The organism is Streptomyces capitiformicae (genome assembly GCF_002214185.1).
Lineage (GTDB): Bacteria > Actinomycetota > Actinomycetes > Streptomycetales > Streptomycetaceae > Streptomyces > Streptomyces capitiformicae.
In genome coordinates this window covers 6,046,362-6,062,490 of sequence record NZ_CP022161.1, presented here as the reverse complement: position 1 = coordinate 6,062,490, position 16,129 = coordinate 6,046,362, and the positions used below count along the sequence as shown (strand labels likewise).

Below are 16,129 nucleotides of genomic sequence, written 5' to 3'. Positions count from 1 at the left end.
CCATGACAACGGCGGAACTCTTCTCCCTCACCGAATCCGACTACCTGTCCCAGCTGACGCGGGCCGCGGAACGCTATGCGCACCGGACCGGGCAGCGGGAGAGAAACCGGGAGCTGCTCCAGACGCGTGGCGTGCTGTACGCCGACGAACCGGAACGGGTCGAGAAGAGGCTGGCCCGTCTGGGCGCCGACTGGTCGCTGGCCAGGGCGATCGAACGGGAGCCGTCGGAGCCCGTCACCGCGGCGGGAAGCACCCTCCGGCTGCCGCCGGAGAGCTTCGGCAGCGACGTGCTGGGCCTGGAACGCCTCATCGGGCGCAACAACCTCACCCCGGTCGCGTTCCTGGAGGAGGGTGCCCTGGTCTCGCGCGCGGTCGGCCGGATCACCATCAGCGGACCCGGTGGCGGTCACGGCACCGGCTTCATGGTGTCACCCGCCCTGCTGCTCACCAACAACCATGTGCTGCGCAGCCAGGAGGAGGCCCGTCGCAGCGTGGTCGCGTTCGCGCTGCAGGCCGGGCTCGACGGGCAGCCGCTCACACCCGCGGTCTTCCAGCTGGAGCCGCACAGGTTCTTCGTCACCGACCGCGCTCTGGACTTCAGCATCGTCGCGGTGGCCGAACGCGGTGCGGGGGGCGAGGAACTCTCGTCGTTCGGCCGGCTGACGCTCAGCGAGGCGCAGGGCATGGTCGTCATCGGGGAGTACGTCAACATCATTCAGCACCCCCGGGGCGAGCCCAAGCAGCTCGCGCTGCGCGAGAACCAGATCGTCGACATACTCGACCGCTTCATGCACTACGAGTCCGACACCCGTGAGGGTTCGTCGGGTTCGCCGGTCTTCAACGACCAGTGGGAGGTCGTCGCGCTGCATCACTCGGCCGTCCCGAAGACCGACGCCGAGGGCCGCCCCCTGAGCGTCGACGGAACGCCCTGGACGCCGGACATGGGCGATGACCGACTGGCGTGGAAGGCCAACGAGGGGGTGCGGATCAGCCGTGTGCTGCGCGCCCTGCACGAGATCACCCTGACCGGTGCGGCCGCCCGGCTCCGCGACGAGGTGTTCACCCCCGGGCCCTCTTCCGGACCGGCTGCCGGCACGCCCGCCGGGACACCTCCGGCCCCGGTCGAGAGCACCCCGCCCACACCCGCGCCCTCGACCGACGGTGCGTCGAACCTGCCGAGGCCCACCGGGGCGCAGGCGTACGTGGCCGACGGCACCGCCCACCTCACCGTCCCGCTGCGGATCAGCATCGGAGTCGACTCGCCGGCACTCCCGGTGGCGACCGTCACCACCCCGCCGCCCGTGCTCGCGCCCACGGCACCGCCCCCGGCCGGGCCGCCCGACGTGGCCTCCGCCGTCCAGCGGGACGTGAACGCCGCCCTGGTCAACCACCGCCTCGCGCGGGAACGGCCGTACTACGACCGGCCCGGCGACACCGCCGCACGCGACGCCTACTACGCGGACATCGGCACCGACGACGGGGACGCAATGCGCCGCGCCCTCACCGAACTGCTGACGGAGACACACAGGCCCCGGCCCAAGTACAAGCCGATCCGGCTCGTCTATCCGTGGGTCGACCTGCACCGGGACGGCCGGCTGCGCAGCATCTACTCCGGAAAGGACTTCTCCGCCGAGGAGTTCATACGGTTGGACGCCGCCGTGGAAGAAGCGCGGCTGGCACGCGTGCAGGAGCTGATCCTCCACGAGGGCACTGCCGGTCCGGCCGAGTTCGCCGCCGAGTTCGCCTCTCTGGAGGCGTCGATGCCGTTCAACTGCGAACACGTGGTGCCGCAGTCGTGGTTCGACGGGCGGGAGCCCATGCGGGGCGACCTCCACCATCTGTTCGCCTGCGAGAGCGGGTGCAACAGCTTCCGCAACAACTACTCGTTCGCCGATTTCCCCGAATTCGAGCTGGCGATACGGGGCGAGTGCGGGGCGCGTGACACGGCCGTGGGGTTCGAACCCGAGGAAGGAAAGGGAGCGGTAGCCCGAGCCACTCTCTACTTCCTGCTGCGCTACCCGGGGTTGATCGGCGACAGGTCCATCGAGTTCCCCGAGAACCGCCTGCCCACGCTCCTGGCCTGGCACGGCAACGAGCCCGTGAGCGAGTACGAGTTGCACCGCAATGCCGCCATCGCCGAGCTGCAGGGCAATCGCAATCCCCTGATAGACCACCCGGAATGGATCGAGAAGATCGACTTCTCCGGCGTCTGGCCCTGAGGTCCCTGATCTGCCGAGGCTCCGGCAGACCTGTCATCGCCCTCCAGCCCTACGCCGTGGCTTGGCGCCTCTCCTGAGCATCGCCGGAGGATCACGCCACCGGGACCGGGTACCCCGGTGGCGTGATCCGAACGGTGAGCGCTTAGCATATGAGCGCCGCCTAGCTCGAAAGATAAATCTGTGACTGTCAACGAGGACTCGTTCACCAACTGGAAGAACCGCGAAGAGATCGCGGAATCGATGATCCCGATCATCGGGAAGCTGCATCGTGAGCGGGATGTCACCGTCCTGCTGCACAGCCGCTCCTTGGTGAACAAGTCGGTGGTCAGCATCCTGAAGACCCACCGGTTCGCCCGGCAGATCGCCGGGGAGGAGCTGTCGGTCACCGACACGCTGCCGTTCCTGCAGGCCCTCACCACGCTCGACCTCGGCCCTTCGCAGATCGACATCGGCATGCTCGCCGCGCTCCACAAGGCCGACGACCGCGGTCTGACGGTGGAGGCGTTCACCGCCGAGGCCGTCGCCGGCGCCACCGGCGTCAACAAGATCGAGGGCGGCGAGGGACGCGACGTCGTCCTCTACGGCTTCGGCCGCATCGGCCGCCTCGTCGCGCGCCTCCTCATCGAGAAGTCCGGTTCCGGCAATGGTCTGCGGCTGCGCGCCATCGTCGTCCGCGGGGGCGGCGATCAGGACATCGTGAAGCGTGCCTCGCTGCTGCGCCGGGACTCCATCCACGGCCAGTTCCAGGGCACGATCACCGTCGACGAGGCGAACAGTACGATCGTCGCCAACGGCAACGAGATCAAGGTGATCTACGCGGGCGACCCGTCCGAGGTCGACTACACGGCGTACGGCATCAAGGACGCCATCCTCATCGACAACACGGGCAAGTGGCGCGACCGCGAGGGCCTGTCGCAGCATCTGCGCCCCGGTATCGACAAGGTCGTCCTGACCGCGCCGGGCAAGGGCGACATCCCGAACATCGTGCACGGCGTCAACCACGACACGATCAAGCCGGACGAGCAGATCCTGTCCTGCGCGTCCTGCACCACCAACGCGATCGTGCCGCCGCTGAAGGCGATGGCGGACGAGTACGGCGTGCTGCGCGGCCACGTGGAGACCGTCCACTCGTTCACCAACGACCAGAACCTGCTGGACAACTACCACAAGTCCGAGCGCCGCGGCCGCTCCGCGCCGCTCAACATGGTCATCACCGAGACCGGTGCCGCGTCGGCCGTGGCCAAGGCGCTGCCGGACCTCAAGGCCCCGATCACCGGCAGCTCCATCCGCGTCCCGGTGCCGGACGTCTCGATCGCCATCCTCAGCCTGCGCCTCGGCCGGGAGACCAGCCGCGAGGAGGTCCTCGACTATCTGCGGGGTGTCTCGCTGACCTCGCCGCTGAAGCGTCAGATCGACTTCACCACGGCCCCGGACGCGGTCTCCAGCGACTTCATCGGCTCCCGCCACGCCTCGATCGTCGACGCCGGCGCCACCAAGGTCGACGGCGACAACGCGATCCTCTACCTCTGGTACGACAACGAGTTCGGCTACTCCTGCCAGGTCATCCGCGTCGTGCAGCACGTCTCCGGGGTGGAGTACCCGACGTACCCGTCTCCGGCGGTCTGATCGGCAACTGCAGTTGGCGGTTGGCAGTTGGCAGTTGGAGAAACGTGGTGTGATGACGCCGTGAGTCGCGCCGCAGAAGAGTCCAACCGCCGCATGCTCCGGGCCAGGGACGCCATGGATCGCTCCTACGCCCAGCCGTTGGACGTTCCGTCCCTGGCCCGGATCGCGCATGTGTCCGAAGCACACTTCACCCGCACCTTCCGGGCCACGTTCGGCGAGACACCGCACCGCTACCTTCAGCGCCGCCGCGTCGAACGGGCGATGTTCCTGTTGCGGGAGACCGACCGCGGTGTGACGGACATCTGCTTCGAGGTGGGCTTCGGCAGCCCGGGCACCTTCAGCCGCACGTTCCGCGAGATCGTCGGCCGGTCCCCAAGGGAGTACCGCAAGGAGGCGTTGCCCGTGGCCGTGCCGACCTGTTTCGCCAAGGCGTGGATGCGACCGAACGGCTGAGCAGTTTTGGATAAGTTTTCTTCCGGCCCACTCGATAGCGTGAGGCACATGTTCACCGCCATCACGCACTCGCAGATCTACGTTCTCGACCAGGACGAGGCCCTCGACTTCTACGTCGGCAAGCTCGGCCTGGAGGTCAACACCGATGCCGACCTGGGTTTCATGCGCTGGCTGACCGTCAATGTGCCCGGCCATCCGGAGCGCCAGATCCTGCTGGAGAGGCCGGGTCCGCCCGCGCTGTCCGAGGAGACGGCCGAGCAGGTCCGCGGGCTGTTGACGAAGGGCGCCATGGGCGGCCACCTCATCTTCAGCACGGATGACTGCCGCAAGACCTACGAGCACCTGCGGGGCCTCGGAGTCGAGTTCACCGAGGAGCCCACCGAGCGCCCGTACGGCATCGACTGCGGGCTGCGTGACCCGTTCGGCAACAGCATCCGGTTCACCCAGCCGAGGGGCTGAGCAAACCCGCCCCACTTCTCCCGGCCCTGACCTGTTTTCGCAGGTCAGAGCCGTTGTCAGTGGTGGCGTGCAAGATGATCGGCATGACGACATCAGCAGCAGTGATCGCGGATGCCGCCGCCTACGCGCAGGCGGTCGAGGACGCGGTGAAGGCCTCGGCCGCCTACTACACGGGGGGCACATCGGTACTGGACGACGACGCCTACGACCGGCTGGTGCGCGGCATCGCGGAGTGGGAGGCCGCGCATCCCGACCAGATACTGCCCGGGTCACCGACCGGAAAAGTGGCCGGCGGTGCGGTGGAGGGGGACGTCCCGCACACGGTGGCGATGCTGAGCCTGGACAATGTGTTCTCGGCCGAGGAGTTCACCGCGTGGACCGCGTCGTTGGCGCGGCGGATCGGGCATGACGTGGAGCGGTTCGGCGTCGAGCCGAAGCTCGACGGCCTGGCGGTCGCCGCCCGCTACACCCACGGCCGTCTCACGCGGCTGATCACTCGCGGCGACGGGACGGCCGGGGAGGACGTCTCGCACGCGATCGGCACCATCGAGGGCCTGCCCGGCGAGCTGGCCGAGCCGGTCACCGTGGAGGTGCGGGGCGAGGTCCTCATGACCACCGCCCAGTTCGAGTACGCCAACGAGGTGCGCACCGCGCACGGCGGGCAGCCGTTCGCCAATCCGCGCAACGCCGCGGCGGGCACCCTGCGGGCCCGGGAGCGGGCCTACACCGTGCCGATGACGTTCTTCGGCTACGGGCTGCTGGCGCTGCCCGGCACGGAGGAGGAATTCGCCGGGCAGTTGGGGGAGCTCGCCCACAGCGACCTGATGGCGCGGGCCGCCGAACTCGGCGTGAACACCACCGCCAGTACGGCGGTGCCCGGTGTCACCGCCGACTCGGTCGAGCAGGTCCTCGCCCGGGTGAAGGAGATCGCCGCGCTGCGCGCCGAACTGCCCTTCGGGATAGACGGAATCGTCATCAAGGCCGACCTGGCCGCCGACCAGCGGGCCGCCGGATCCGGTTCACGCGCCCCGCGCTGGGCAATCGCCTACAAACTGCCGGCCGTGGAGAAGATCACCCGGCTGCTGGAGGTGCAGTGGAACGTCGGCCGCACGGGCATCATCGCACCGCGTGGCGTGCTGGAGCCGGTCGAGATCGACGGCTCCACCATCACCTACGCCACGCTGCACAACCCGGCCGACATCACCCGCCGCGATCTGCGCCTCGGCGACCACGTCATGGTGCATCGCGCCGGTGACGTCATCCCCCGCGTCGAGGCCCCCGTCGCCCACCTGCGCACCGGTGAGGAACAGCCCATCGTCTTCCCGGAGGTGTGCCCGCGCTGCGGCTCCGGCATCGACACCGGCGAGCAGCGCTGGCGCTGCGAGAACGGCCGCAACTGCCACCTGGTCGCCTCCCTCTCGTACGCCGTCGGCCGCGACCAGCTGGACGTCGAAGGGCTCGGCCACACCCGTATCGTGCAGCTCGTCGAGGCCGGTCTGGTCGCCGATCTCGCCGACCTGTTCGCCCTCACCCGCGAGCAGCTCCTCGGACTGGAGCGGATGGGTGAGACCAGCACCGACAACCTCCTCGCCGCGCTCGACACGGCCCGTGGGCGGCCTCTGTCACGGGTGCTGTGCGCGCTGGGCGTCCGCGGCACCGGGCGCTCCATGTCCCGCCGTATCGCCCGGTACTTCGCCACGATGGACAACATCCGCGCCGCCGACACCGCCGCGATACAGCAGGTCGAGGGCATCGGCACCGAGAAGGCCCCGTCGATCGTCGCGGAGCTCGCCGAACTGGCCCCGCTCATCGACAAGCTCGCCGCGGCCGGGGTGAACATGACCGAGCCGGGCGCCACGCCGCCCGCCCCGGCGACCGCCGACTCCGGCTCCGGCTCCGACTCCGACTCCGACGCGGAGAACGCCGCGCCGGTGGGTGGGCCGCTCGCCGGGATGGCAGTGGTGGTCACGGGGGCGATGACCGGCGTACTGGAGAAGCTCAGCCGCAACCAGATGAACGAACTCATCGAACGCGCCGGCGGCCGCGCCTCTTCCAGCGTCTCCAAGAAGACCTCCCTGGTCGTCGCCGGTGACAACGCCGGATCCAAGCGGGCCAAGGCCGAGTCCCTGGGCATCCGCCTCGCCGCCCCGGACGAGTTCGCCACCCTCGTCGCCGATTTCCTGGAGTGACGTCGCCCGCCATGTGGCACTTGCTGTCCCATGGACTGGGCGAGGCGAGCGACAGCAGCGGTGCGGCGGGACGGTCGGGCTGTCCGCAGGGCGGTTCGGCGGGCGTGGGCGGCGCCGGGGCGCGAGCGGGATCTGGTGGTGCGGGCCGGCAAGGCCGCGCTGGCGCCATGTCTGGCGTGGGCGGTGGCGGGCTGGTGGAGCGGCTGCGGGCAGCGGCGTTCGACGTCGCCCTGATCCTCACGTCGTTCCATCAGAGCCCGCTGCCCACCGCCCTGCTGCTGCGGCTGGCCGGCGTCGGGCGGATCGGTGCGCCGACAGCGTCGACCAGCCCGGCCGCCTCCTCGACGTACGCCATCGGCGGCTGCCCGGCCGGCACGAGGTCGAGGCCGCGCTCGACACAGCGGCGGCCATGGGCTTCCTGCCGCGTCCCGGGGACTCGGGCCTGCTGCGGGTCGTACCGCCGCCGGACACCATCTCCCTGACGGGGAACGGCCCGTGCGTGGTCGTCCACCCCGGCGCCAGCGCACCGGCTCGGGTCTGGAGCCCCGAACGCTGCGCCGAGGCCGTCGCGTCGCTCGCCGACGAAGGTCACCGCGTCGATGTCGTGGTGTGCGGCAACACCGGTCCCGCTCATCTGGCGGCGGCCGTCGGGACCCCAGTGGTGTCCCTGTTCGCGCCGGTCGTCCCGGCGGAGCGGTGGGCGCCGTACGGCGTGCCGAGCGTGGTCCTCGGTGCCCAGCACGCCCCGTGCGCGGACAGCAGGGCCCGGCACTGTCCCGTGCCGGGTCATCCGTGCCTCGCCGAGGTCACGGGCCATGACGTGGTGCTCGCGGTGCGGAAACTGATTCAGGAGAGCCCATGGACATCCTTGTCTGGCATGTGCACGTCTCATGGCTGACGTCGTTCGTCCAGGGCCCGTACACCTTTCTGGTGCCCGTGACGCCCGACCGCGGTCCGGACGGGCTGGGCCGGGCGCGGACCTGGCGGTGGCCGGAGACGGTGCGCGAGGTGAGCCCGGCCGGGTTGCGCGAGGCGGACATCGACCTGATGGTGCTTCAGCGGCCGCACGAGCTCGCACTGCCCGAGCGGTGGACGGGTCGCCGGCCCGGCGTCGACGTACCGGCCGTGTACGTCGAGCACAACAGCCCGCACGAGTCCGCCGTCGGCACCCGCCACCCCCTCGCCGACCGGACCGACGTCACCCTTGTCCATGTGACCCACTTCAATCGGCTGATGTGGGACAACGGCCGTGCTCCGACCGAGGTGATCGAGCACGACGTCATCGACCCGGGGCCGCTGTGGACCGGTGCGGAACCGCGTACGGCCGTCGTCGTCAACGACCCGGTGCGGCGCGGCCGGACGACGGGAACGGACCTGCTGCCGCGGTTCGCGCGCATCGCGCCGCTGGACGTCTTCGGCATGCGCACGCGCGGACTCGCCGACCATCTGGGGCTGCCCGCAGGACGCTGCCGCGGCCGGGACCTGCCGCAGGGCGAACTGCACCCGGCGATGGCCCGCTGCCGGCTGTATCTGCACCCCGTCCGGCGCGACGGATCCGGTCTTCGCCGGTCGGCGCATGCGCGACGTCCCTGGCACGACCGAGGCGCTCGAAGCGCTGCACGAGAGGCGCCGCGGCTCACCGTTCCGGGCGTTGGCCGGGTCCCGTTCGGCAGCCGGTGTCCCCGGGGTCACGGGGAAGTCCCAGAGTCACGGGCTCACGGGGTCACGGGGAAGTCCCAGAGTCACGGGGTCACGGGGTCACGGGCTCACGGGCTCACGGGCTCACGGGCTCACGGGGTCACGGGCTCACAGGGTCACAGGGTCACAGGGTCACAGGGTCACAGCCGGATGATGACGAGCGCTGTGTCGTCGGTGGCGCCGTCCGGCGGGAGGAGGTCGAGGAGGAGGGCGTCGGCCAGGGGTTCGGGGGCAGTGTGGCGGTGGCGGGTGAGGGCGGCGGCGAGGCGGGTGAGGCCGGTGTCGATGTCCTCGTGGCGGCGTTCGATGAGTCCGTCGGTGTACAGGACGAGGGTGTCGCCCTCGGTGAAGCCGACGGCGGCCTGAGGGCGGGGCACGTGTTCGGGACGGGCTCCGAGGGGTGGATCGGTGGCCTGGTCGAGGAAGGTGACCGTGCCGTCGCGGCGCAGCAGTGCGGGCGGTGGGTGGCCGGCGCTGCTGTAGGTGATCGTGTGGGTCGCCCAGTCCATGCAGGTCTGGACGACGGTGGTGTTCTCGGCGCCCTCGACGGAGTCGGCGTAGAGGCCGAGGGCGTCCAGCGCCTGGGCGGGGCCGGCCGCGACGAGGGACGCGGCGCTGAGCGCGCTGCGCAGCTGGCCCATGGCGCAGGCGGCGGCCAGACCGTGCCCGACGACGTCGCCCACGGCTACGCCGATCCGGTCCTCACCGGGCAGGTCGACGAGGTCGTACCAGTCGCCGCACACGTTGAGCGCGCTGACGGCCGGCCGGTAGCGCACTGCGGCACGGTGGTGGCGGACGGGGCTGGGCGAGGGCATCATCGCCTTCTGGAGCGCGAGCGCGACCTCGCGTTCCCGGGCGTGCGCCCTGCGCAGCCGTTCGTTGACCTCCTGCAGCTCACGGGCCCGGGTGTAGAGCTCGGCTTCCAGTACCCGGGCCCGGTCGCCCTGTCGGCGGGAGCGGGCACGGATCAGTTCGGTGATCTCCTCCACCTTGTGGATCAGCAGCACCACGCTGCCGTCGGGGCCGAGGACCGGCGCGTTCACCGGACTCCAGTACCGCACCTCCCACTCCCCCGGCCGCTGCGTCGACTCCACGTCGTACCGCTGCAGCGCCATCGCGTCACGTTCGCCGCTGTCCACCACCCGAGTCAGGGAGGCCGCGAGATTGCGCATGCCGCTGGCGGCCGGGTCGGTCGGGTTGTCGGGGAACACGTCGAAGAGATACCGGCCGACGACCTGCTCACGGGTCCGGCCGGACAGCCGCAGGAACTCCTCGTTCGCGTCCGCGTACACGAGCTCCGGGGTCAGCAGCGCCACCATCCCCGGCAGCGCCTGGAACACCGCCGCGTAGTCGATCGCCGTATCCGCCATGGTGCGCCGCCTCAGCGTCCGTCGCCGTACCTGAGTCCACCATAGGAGCCCCTGGCGACTGCGGCGCGTCCCGTCACCGCTGGGGAATCAGCAGGTCACGCGCGGCTCCGCGTCATGCGGAGGGGCTCCGGTGAGCACTTCGACCCGCGACGACCTGCTCGCCGTCATCACCCTCATCGAGGCGGACAGACTCTCCCCGGTGGTCGACCGCGTCCACCCCCCTCTCCGGCACGGCCGAGTGCGTCCGACACCTGGGACGTCGGCCCGGCTCAACTCCGTTCCGGAGTGAGCACCACGAAGTCCGCCTTCGACGGGTCGAGGCACACGGCGAGGCGACCGACGCCCTGCGCGTCCTCCGGCCCCATCTGCACACTGCCGCCGTTCCCGGTGACCTTGGCGACCGCCGCGTCGCAGTCCGTGACGTTGAAGACGGGGTGCCAGTACGGCCGCCCGTTCGTCAGGGTGAGCTGCTCCTCGGGGAGTTCCATGAGGCCGCCGTGCATGCGCTCCTCGGGCAGATCGGCGGGGGTGATGAGGGAGTACGTGCCTCCGCCGCCCGGCAGCTCCATGTCGCTGAACCGCCAGCCGAAGACCTCGCCGTAGAAGTCCTTCGCGCCGGCGGCGTCGCTCGTGTACAGCTCGGTCCAGGACAGCGAGCCCGGCTGGTCCGCCAGCTCGAAGCCCTTGTCCTTCCCCGGCTGCCAGACGGCGAACTGGCCGCCCAGCGGGTCGCTGAACTGCGCCATCCGGCCCCAGTCGTCGAGGTCGCGCGGCGCCACGCGCACCGTGCCGCCCGCGCGCTCCACAGCCTGGGTCGTGGCGTCCGCGTCGTTGACCGTGTAGTAGATCATCCACGCCGAGCGGGCGCCCTCCTCGGTCAGTTTGCCGAGCCCGGCGACGGTCTTGCCGTCCTTCTTGAACATCCCGCCCTCGAACTCCTCGCCCCCGCCCATGGACTCGTACTCCCAGCCGAGCACCGCGCCGTAGAAGGCCGCGGCGGCCCGTACGTCGGGGGCTCCGAGGTCGAGCCAGCAGGGGGAACCGGGCGCGAGGTCAGTGGTGATCATGGCGGTCGCCTTTCGTTGATCCTGTATGAACCCAGCGTGACACCGGGCACTGACACTCGCCCGTCGGCCGCACGAGGGCGGCACCGATGACCACACGCGGGCGGCACCATGAAGGCATGACGAATCCGACGGACAACTCCGTGAACGCGCAGCAGGCCGCCGCCTGGAACGGGTACGAGGGCCGGCACTGGGCCGACCACCAGAGCCGCTACGACGCCATCAACGACGGGGCCAACGCCCCGCTCCTCGACGCGGTGGCCCTCGCGCCGACCGACCGCGTCCTCGACATCGGCTGTGGCAACGGCCGTATCACCCGTCTCGCCGCCGAACGCGCCGCGTACGCGCTGGGCATCGATCTGTCCGCGCCCATGCTGGAACGGGCACGCGCGAGCGCCGCCGCGGAATCCCTCGACAACGCGCACTTCGTCCAGGCCGACGCACAGGTGTACGACTTCCAGGAATCCTCGTTCGACGTCGCCGTCAGCCGTTTCGGCGTGATGTTCTTCGCCGACCCCGTCGAGGGTTTCCGCAACATCGGACGTGGGCTGCGGCCGGGCGGACGGCTCGCCTTCGTCTGCCCCCAGTCGTTCGACCGCATGGACCAGTCCACGGTGTTCGCGGCGATCGGGGAGCACGTACGGCTGCCGGATCTGTCCAAGGCCACCGGCCCGAGCCCGCTCGCCTTCGCCGACCCCGACCACACCCGCCGGGTACTGACCGCCGCCGGCTTCGACGACGTGACCATCGAGGGCCTCGAAGCGCCCCAGTACTGGGGCGAGGACGCCGAGGACGCCGCCGACTTCCTCTTCGGCATCGGCCCACTGCGCCACTGGCTGCGCGAGGCGGACGCGGACACCGCCACGGAGGAACGTGCCCACCGGGCAGCGGTGGGCGCCTTCCGCGCGTATCAACACGACGGCGGTGTACGGCTGTTGGGCCGCTACTGGCTCGTCAGGGCGGTGCGTCGCTGAGGGCTCGGACCCATCTCGCACACCGGCCGTATCAGGCACCGTTGAATGATTGATTCGGCATCCCTAGCATGCTTCGATGAATTCATTCATCCACGTCCTGGGCAGACGCCTGCCCTTGCCCCTGTTGCTGGCTCTCGGCCTCTCCCTCACCTCGCCTCCTCCCCTGGCGACCGCGGCCGAGTCGGCTCCGTTGCCGAAGGTCTGGCCGACACCTCGGCACCTCGAGGCGGGCCGGGGGTCCGTGGCCGTGCCCGAGCGGGTGGTCGAGGTCGTCGGCGAAGGCACCGACCCAGCCGCCCGCCGGGCCGTCGAGGCCGTGTTGCGGGCGGCCGGTGCCGAGCGGATCGTCACCGTGCCCGCCGGTCACCGGCCGCCCCCGGCCGGGCTCACCGTCTACGTCGGCGGCCCGAAGGAGAACGCGGACACCGGCCGCGCCCTGAAGCGGCTCGGTGCCGCCTCCCCCGCCGGGCTGCCCTCCGGCGGATACGTCCTCGCCTCCGGGCGCACGTCCGGCGGCCCCCTTCTCGCCCTGTCCGGCTCCGACCCGACCGGCACGTTCTACGCGGCCCAGACCCTCCGCCAACTCATCACGAAACGGCGCCTGCCGGAGGTCTCCGTCCGCGACTGGCCGGCCGCCCGACTGCGCGGTGTGGTCGAGGGCTTCTACGGCACCCCCTGGACCCACGCCGAGCGGCTGAGCCAACTCGACTTCTACGGACGCACCAAGCAGAACGTGTACGTCTACTCCCCCAAGGACGACCCATATCTGCGGGAGCGCTGGCGGGACGAGTACCCGGCCGCCGAGCTGAAGAAGCTCACGGAACTGGTCGACCGGGCCGACGCCAACCACGTCCGCCTCACCTACGCCCTCTCCCCCGGTCTGTCGGTCTGCTACTCCGCCGCCGACGACATCGCCGCGCTCGTCCGCAAGTTCGCCTCGCTGTACGACATAGGGGTGCGGTCCTTCGCCATCCCGCTGGACGACATCAGCTACACGAAGTGGAACTGCGCCGCCGACGAGGAGAGGTTCGGCAGCGGGGGCGGCGCGGCCGGGACCGCGCAGGCGCATCTGATCAACGAGGCGTGGCAGACCTTCTCCGCCGGCCTCCCCCACTCTCGGCTTCGCTCGAGCGGGGGGACCCCCATCGGGCTCCAGCCCCTCGAAATGGTCCCCACCGAGTACTCCGACCTCGCCGACACCCCGTACAAGACGGCCCTGCGCGAGAAGCTGGACCCGGATGTGGTCGTGGAGTGGACCGGCGTCGGTGTCATCGCCCCCAGGATCACCACCGAGCAGGTGGAGCAGGCCCGCGCGGTGTACGGCCACCCGATCCTGGTCTGGGACAACTACCCGGTGAACGACTACATCACCAGCCGTCTTCTGCTCGGCCCCTACACCGGCCGGGAAGCGGGCGTGGCGAGCGCCGCCGTCGGTGTGACCGCCAACCCCATGGTCCAGGGCCAGGCGAGCCGGCTGGCGCTGTTCACCTCAGCCACCTACCTCTGGAACCCCGAGGCGTACGACCCGCGCGCCGCGTTCCTCGCCTCTGTCCGCGACCTCGCCGGACCACGGGCGGCGAAATGGCTGCGGATCTTCGCCGAGAACAACTACTCCTCGCAGCTCGACGCGACCGAGTCCCCCACGCTCACCCGTCTCATCGCCGACTTCCGGAAGGCGTACGAGCAGGACAGCGGGCTGGACCGGGCCGCCGCCGCGCTCAAGGCGTACTTCACCGACATGGCCGCGACCCCCGAGCAGTTGCGCGCGCATCTCGCCAACCCCGGATTTCTGACGGAGACTTCGGCATGGCTCGACAAGCTGGGGGCGTACGGAAACGCCGGGCTGACAGCCGTCGAGCTGCTGTTGGCCAACAAGCAGGGCGACAGCGAGGCGGTGTCGCGGTACTACGTGCGACTGCGCGGTGAGCGGAAGGCACTGGACGCCATACCTCAGCAGGTGTCGCCGGGGGTCATGGAGCAGTTCCTCTACACGACCATGCTGGAGAACGCCCCCGACCCCGGTGTCGACGCGTCCTTCACCCCGGCCTCCGTCTCCCTGAAACCGGGCGAGTCGCGGGCCGTGACCCTCACCTTCTCCGACGAGCGGTCCGCGTCCGCCCGTTCGGTCCCCTGGAAGCTGACCGTGCCGGACGGTGTCACCGCCTCGCCCGAGAGCGGCACCGTCTCCGTTCCGGCAGGGGGCAGCGCCACCGCGACCGTCACGTTCACGGCCGGCGCGGGCGCCTCGGACGGGGTCCGTTCCGTGGTGGCGTCGGGCGGCCACGGCGTCCTCGGCCGGGCGATCCCCGTCCAGGTCACCGATGGCAGCGGCACGTTCCGGGCGCTCACCGCCAACTTCAGCGGGGCCTCCGTCAGTTCGGTGGACCTGTCCTCCGGTGAGAGCACGGAGATCAAGGTGGGCGCCAACCCCGGTGAGGTGGTCGTGAGCCGGGACGGGCGCACCGCGTACGCCGCCAACCAGGGCGCCAACTCCGTGAGCGTGATCGACGTGGCGAGCGGAAAGGTCACGGGGAGCGTCGCCGTGGGCCGGGTCCCCGCCGGGCTCGCCCTCACGCCCGACGGCTCCACGCTCTGGGTCGCCAACTACACCGACGGCGCGGTCCAGCCCATCGACACCGGGACGCTCACGGCGGGAACGGCGATCGCGGTCGGCAAGGGACCCGAGAACATGGCGATCACACCGGACGGCACCACCCTGTACGTGGCGAACATCCACGACAACACGGTCAGTCCGGTCGACCTCGCGAACCGTACGGCCGGCACCGCGATCCCCGTCGGACCGCGCCCGTTCAACGTCGTGGCCGCGCCCGACGGCAAGCGGGTGTACGTGTCCAACTCCGGCGGTTCGACGGTCACTCCGATCGACACCGCCACGAACGACACCGAGCCCACCCTCCTGGTCACCGGCCAGGCCTACGGGCTCGGTCTGTCGCCGGACGGGCGGACGCTGTGGGTCAGCCCCAGTACCGGGGACCACGTCACGCCGGTCGACACCATGACCGGCGCCCCCGGGACCAAGGTGACGGTCGGGAGGTCCGCCTTCGACGTCGGCCTGGACTGGAACGGGGGCACGGCCTACGTCACCACCGCGGACGCAAACACCCTGGTGCCGGTCGACACCTCGTCGAACACCGCCGAGGAGCCCCTGAAGACGGGCGCCTATCCCCTGGCCGTCGCACTGACGCCCGTACCCGTGGAGTGATCAGCTCGCGGTACGCCGGATCCGTCCGGCGTACCGCTTCTCCAGCTCCAGGTTGCCCTCGAAGCCGCCGGGCACGTTGGCGGAGACGTAGACAGGGGGGCGGTCGCCGGAGGCGAGGAGTTGTCCGGCGGCCTCCGCGACCGCCATCTGCACCAGCAGGACGCCGGTCAGTGTGGACAGGGCGCAGACCGCGCCGCCGCCGGGGAGTTCGAGGAGCGCGTCGCCACTCGGGGCCGCGTTGTCGAGGATCACGTCCGCGAGGTCGGCGAGCTTCTTGCCGCTCGGGTGGCCGGCCGGGACAGCGCGGGTGTGGGAGAGCGAGGTGATCGCGAGGAGACGGTGGCCTTGTTCCTTGGCGTGGAGGGCCATCTCCACGATCACGTTGTTGACGCCGGAGTTGGAGATGACGACGAAGAGGTCCTGGGGGTGGGGCGCGGCGAGTTCGTAGAGGCGGGCGGCGATGCCCGGCTTGCGTTCGAGGAGCGGGTCGTCGAGGACGCTCGGGTGGTCGCCGCCGTAGAGAACCAGGTCGGCGATGCCGATGCGGTTGGTGGGGACCAGTCCCCCCGCGCGGCCGGCGAGTTCGAGCACGAGGGCCTGGGAGTGGCCGGTGCCGAAGGCCTGGACAACGCCGTCGGCGCGTACGCAGTCGGCGATGAGTCCGGCGGCGCGGGTCACGTCGGCGCGGGCCGACTCGGTGAGGCGGTGGAGGACGGTCAGGCCTTCACGCGCGAAGCGTTCGGCGTTCACCGGCTCGATCACTGGCTCGCCGGCGGCGGACTCGTCGGACACCTGGGACTCCCCACTGGTGGATTGAACCACCTCATACATCTCCACTTGTGAATCAATAAATC

Annotated in this window: 11 protein-coding genes and 2 pseudogenes; 10 read left to right on the top strand and 3 right to left on the bottom strand. The window is 70.6% G+C overall.

Going from position 1 to position 16,129, the window contains the following annotated elements; all coding sequences use genetic code 11:
* Positions 1-2: 2 nt before the first annotated feature.
* From CES90_RS26980 to CES90_RS49920, 7 genes and pseudogenes are all read left to right on the top strand, one after another.
* The gene (locus CES90_RS26980; RefSeq protein ID WP_189786666.1) at positions 3-2,219 is read left to right on the top strand and encodes an endonuclease; all 2,217 of its coding nucleotides are present in this window, start codon (positions 3-5) and stop codon (positions 2,217-2,219) included.
* Between the two features lie 180 nt (positions 2,220-2,399).
* Positions 2,400-3,845, top strand: a complete 1,446-nt coding sequence (locus tag CES90_RS26975) for a glyceraldehyde-3-phosphate dehydrogenase (RefSeq protein WP_189786667.1) — start codon at positions 2,400-2,402, stop codon at positions 3,843-3,845.
* A gap of 60 nt (positions 3,846-3,905) precedes the next feature.
* A complete protein-coding gene (locus CES90_RS26970; protein WP_189786668.1) occupies positions 3,906-4,298 on the top strand; it encodes a helix-turn-helix domain-containing protein in 393 nt (130 codons plus the stop codon).
* Between the two features lie 48 nt (positions 4,299-4,346).
* Positions 4,347-4,757 carry a VOC family protein gene (locus CES90_RS26965; RefSeq protein WP_189786669.1) on the top strand — a complete coding sequence of 137 codons (411 nt, stop codon included), beginning with the start codon at positions 4,347-4,349 and terminating at the stop codon, positions 4,755-4,757.
* A gap of 74 nt (positions 4,758-4,831) precedes the next feature.
* Entirely contained in the window at positions 4,832-6,946 is a 2,115-nt protein-coding gene (gene ligA, locus CES90_RS26960; RefSeq protein WP_189786670.1) for an NAD-dependent DNA ligase LigA, read from the top strand.
* Positions 6,947-7,134: 188 nt separating this feature from the next.
* Positions 7,135-7,844: pseudogene (locus CES90_RS26955) on the top strand (glycosyltransferase family 9 protein); the annotation flags it as partial.
* Positions 7,805-8,509 (top strand): annotated as a pseudogene (locus tag CES90_RS49920) (glycosyltransferase family 1 protein); the annotation flags it as partial. The pseudogenes CES90_RS26955 and CES90_RS49920, both read left to right, overlap by 40 nt.
* Positions 8,510-8,784: 275 nt before the next feature.
* On the opposite strand, the gene CES90_RS26950 reads toward CES90_RS49920, so the two are convergent.
* Complete coding sequence (locus tag CES90_RS26950) at positions 8,785-10,014, bottom strand: PP2C family protein-serine/threonine phosphatase (RefSeq protein WP_189786672.1); 1,230 nt, start codon at positions 10,012-10,014, stop codon at positions 8,785-8,787.
* Positions 10,015-10,144: 130 nt separating this feature from the next.
* On the opposite strand from CES90_RS26950, the gene CES90_RS26945 reads away from it, so the two are divergent.
* Positions 10,145-10,303 carry a hypothetical protein gene (locus CES90_RS26945; RefSeq protein WP_189786673.1) on the top strand — a complete coding sequence of 53 codons (159 nt, stop codon included), beginning with the start codon at positions 10,145-10,147 and terminating at the stop codon, positions 10,301-10,303.
* On the opposite strand, the gene CES90_RS26940 is transcribed toward CES90_RS26945, so the two are convergent.
* Positions 10,284-11,081, bottom strand: a complete 798-nt coding sequence (locus tag CES90_RS26940) for a VOC family protein (RefSeq protein WP_189786674.1) — start codon at positions 11,079-11,081, stop codon at positions 10,284-10,286. The genes CES90_RS26945 and CES90_RS26940 overlap by 20 nt on opposite strands.
* 116 nt (positions 11,082-11,197) lie before the next feature.
* Between CES90_RS26940 and CES90_RS26935 the strand changes: the two genes are divergently transcribed.
* On the top strand, positions 11,198-12,052 hold the full coding sequence (locus CES90_RS26935) for a class I SAM-dependent methyltransferase (protein WP_189786675.1): 855 nt from the start codon (positions 11,198-11,200) through the stop codon (positions 12,050-12,052).
* 76 nt (positions 12,053-12,128) lie between these two features.
* Positions 12,129-15,275, top strand: a complete 3,147-nt coding sequence (locus tag CES90_RS26930) for a beta-N-acetylglucosaminidase domain-containing protein (protein ID WP_189786676.1) — start codon at positions 12,129-12,131, stop codon at positions 15,273-15,275.
* Here CES90_RS26930 and CES90_RS26925 read toward each other — a convergent pair whose 3' ends face one another.
* Positions 15,276-16,067 carry a sugar isomerase domain-containing protein gene (locus tag CES90_RS26925; protein ID WP_189786677.1) on the bottom strand — a complete coding sequence of 264 codons (792 nt, stop codon included), beginning with the start codon at positions 16,065-16,067 and terminating at the stop codon, positions 15,276-15,278.
* Positions 16,068-16,129: the final 62 nt, after the last annotated feature.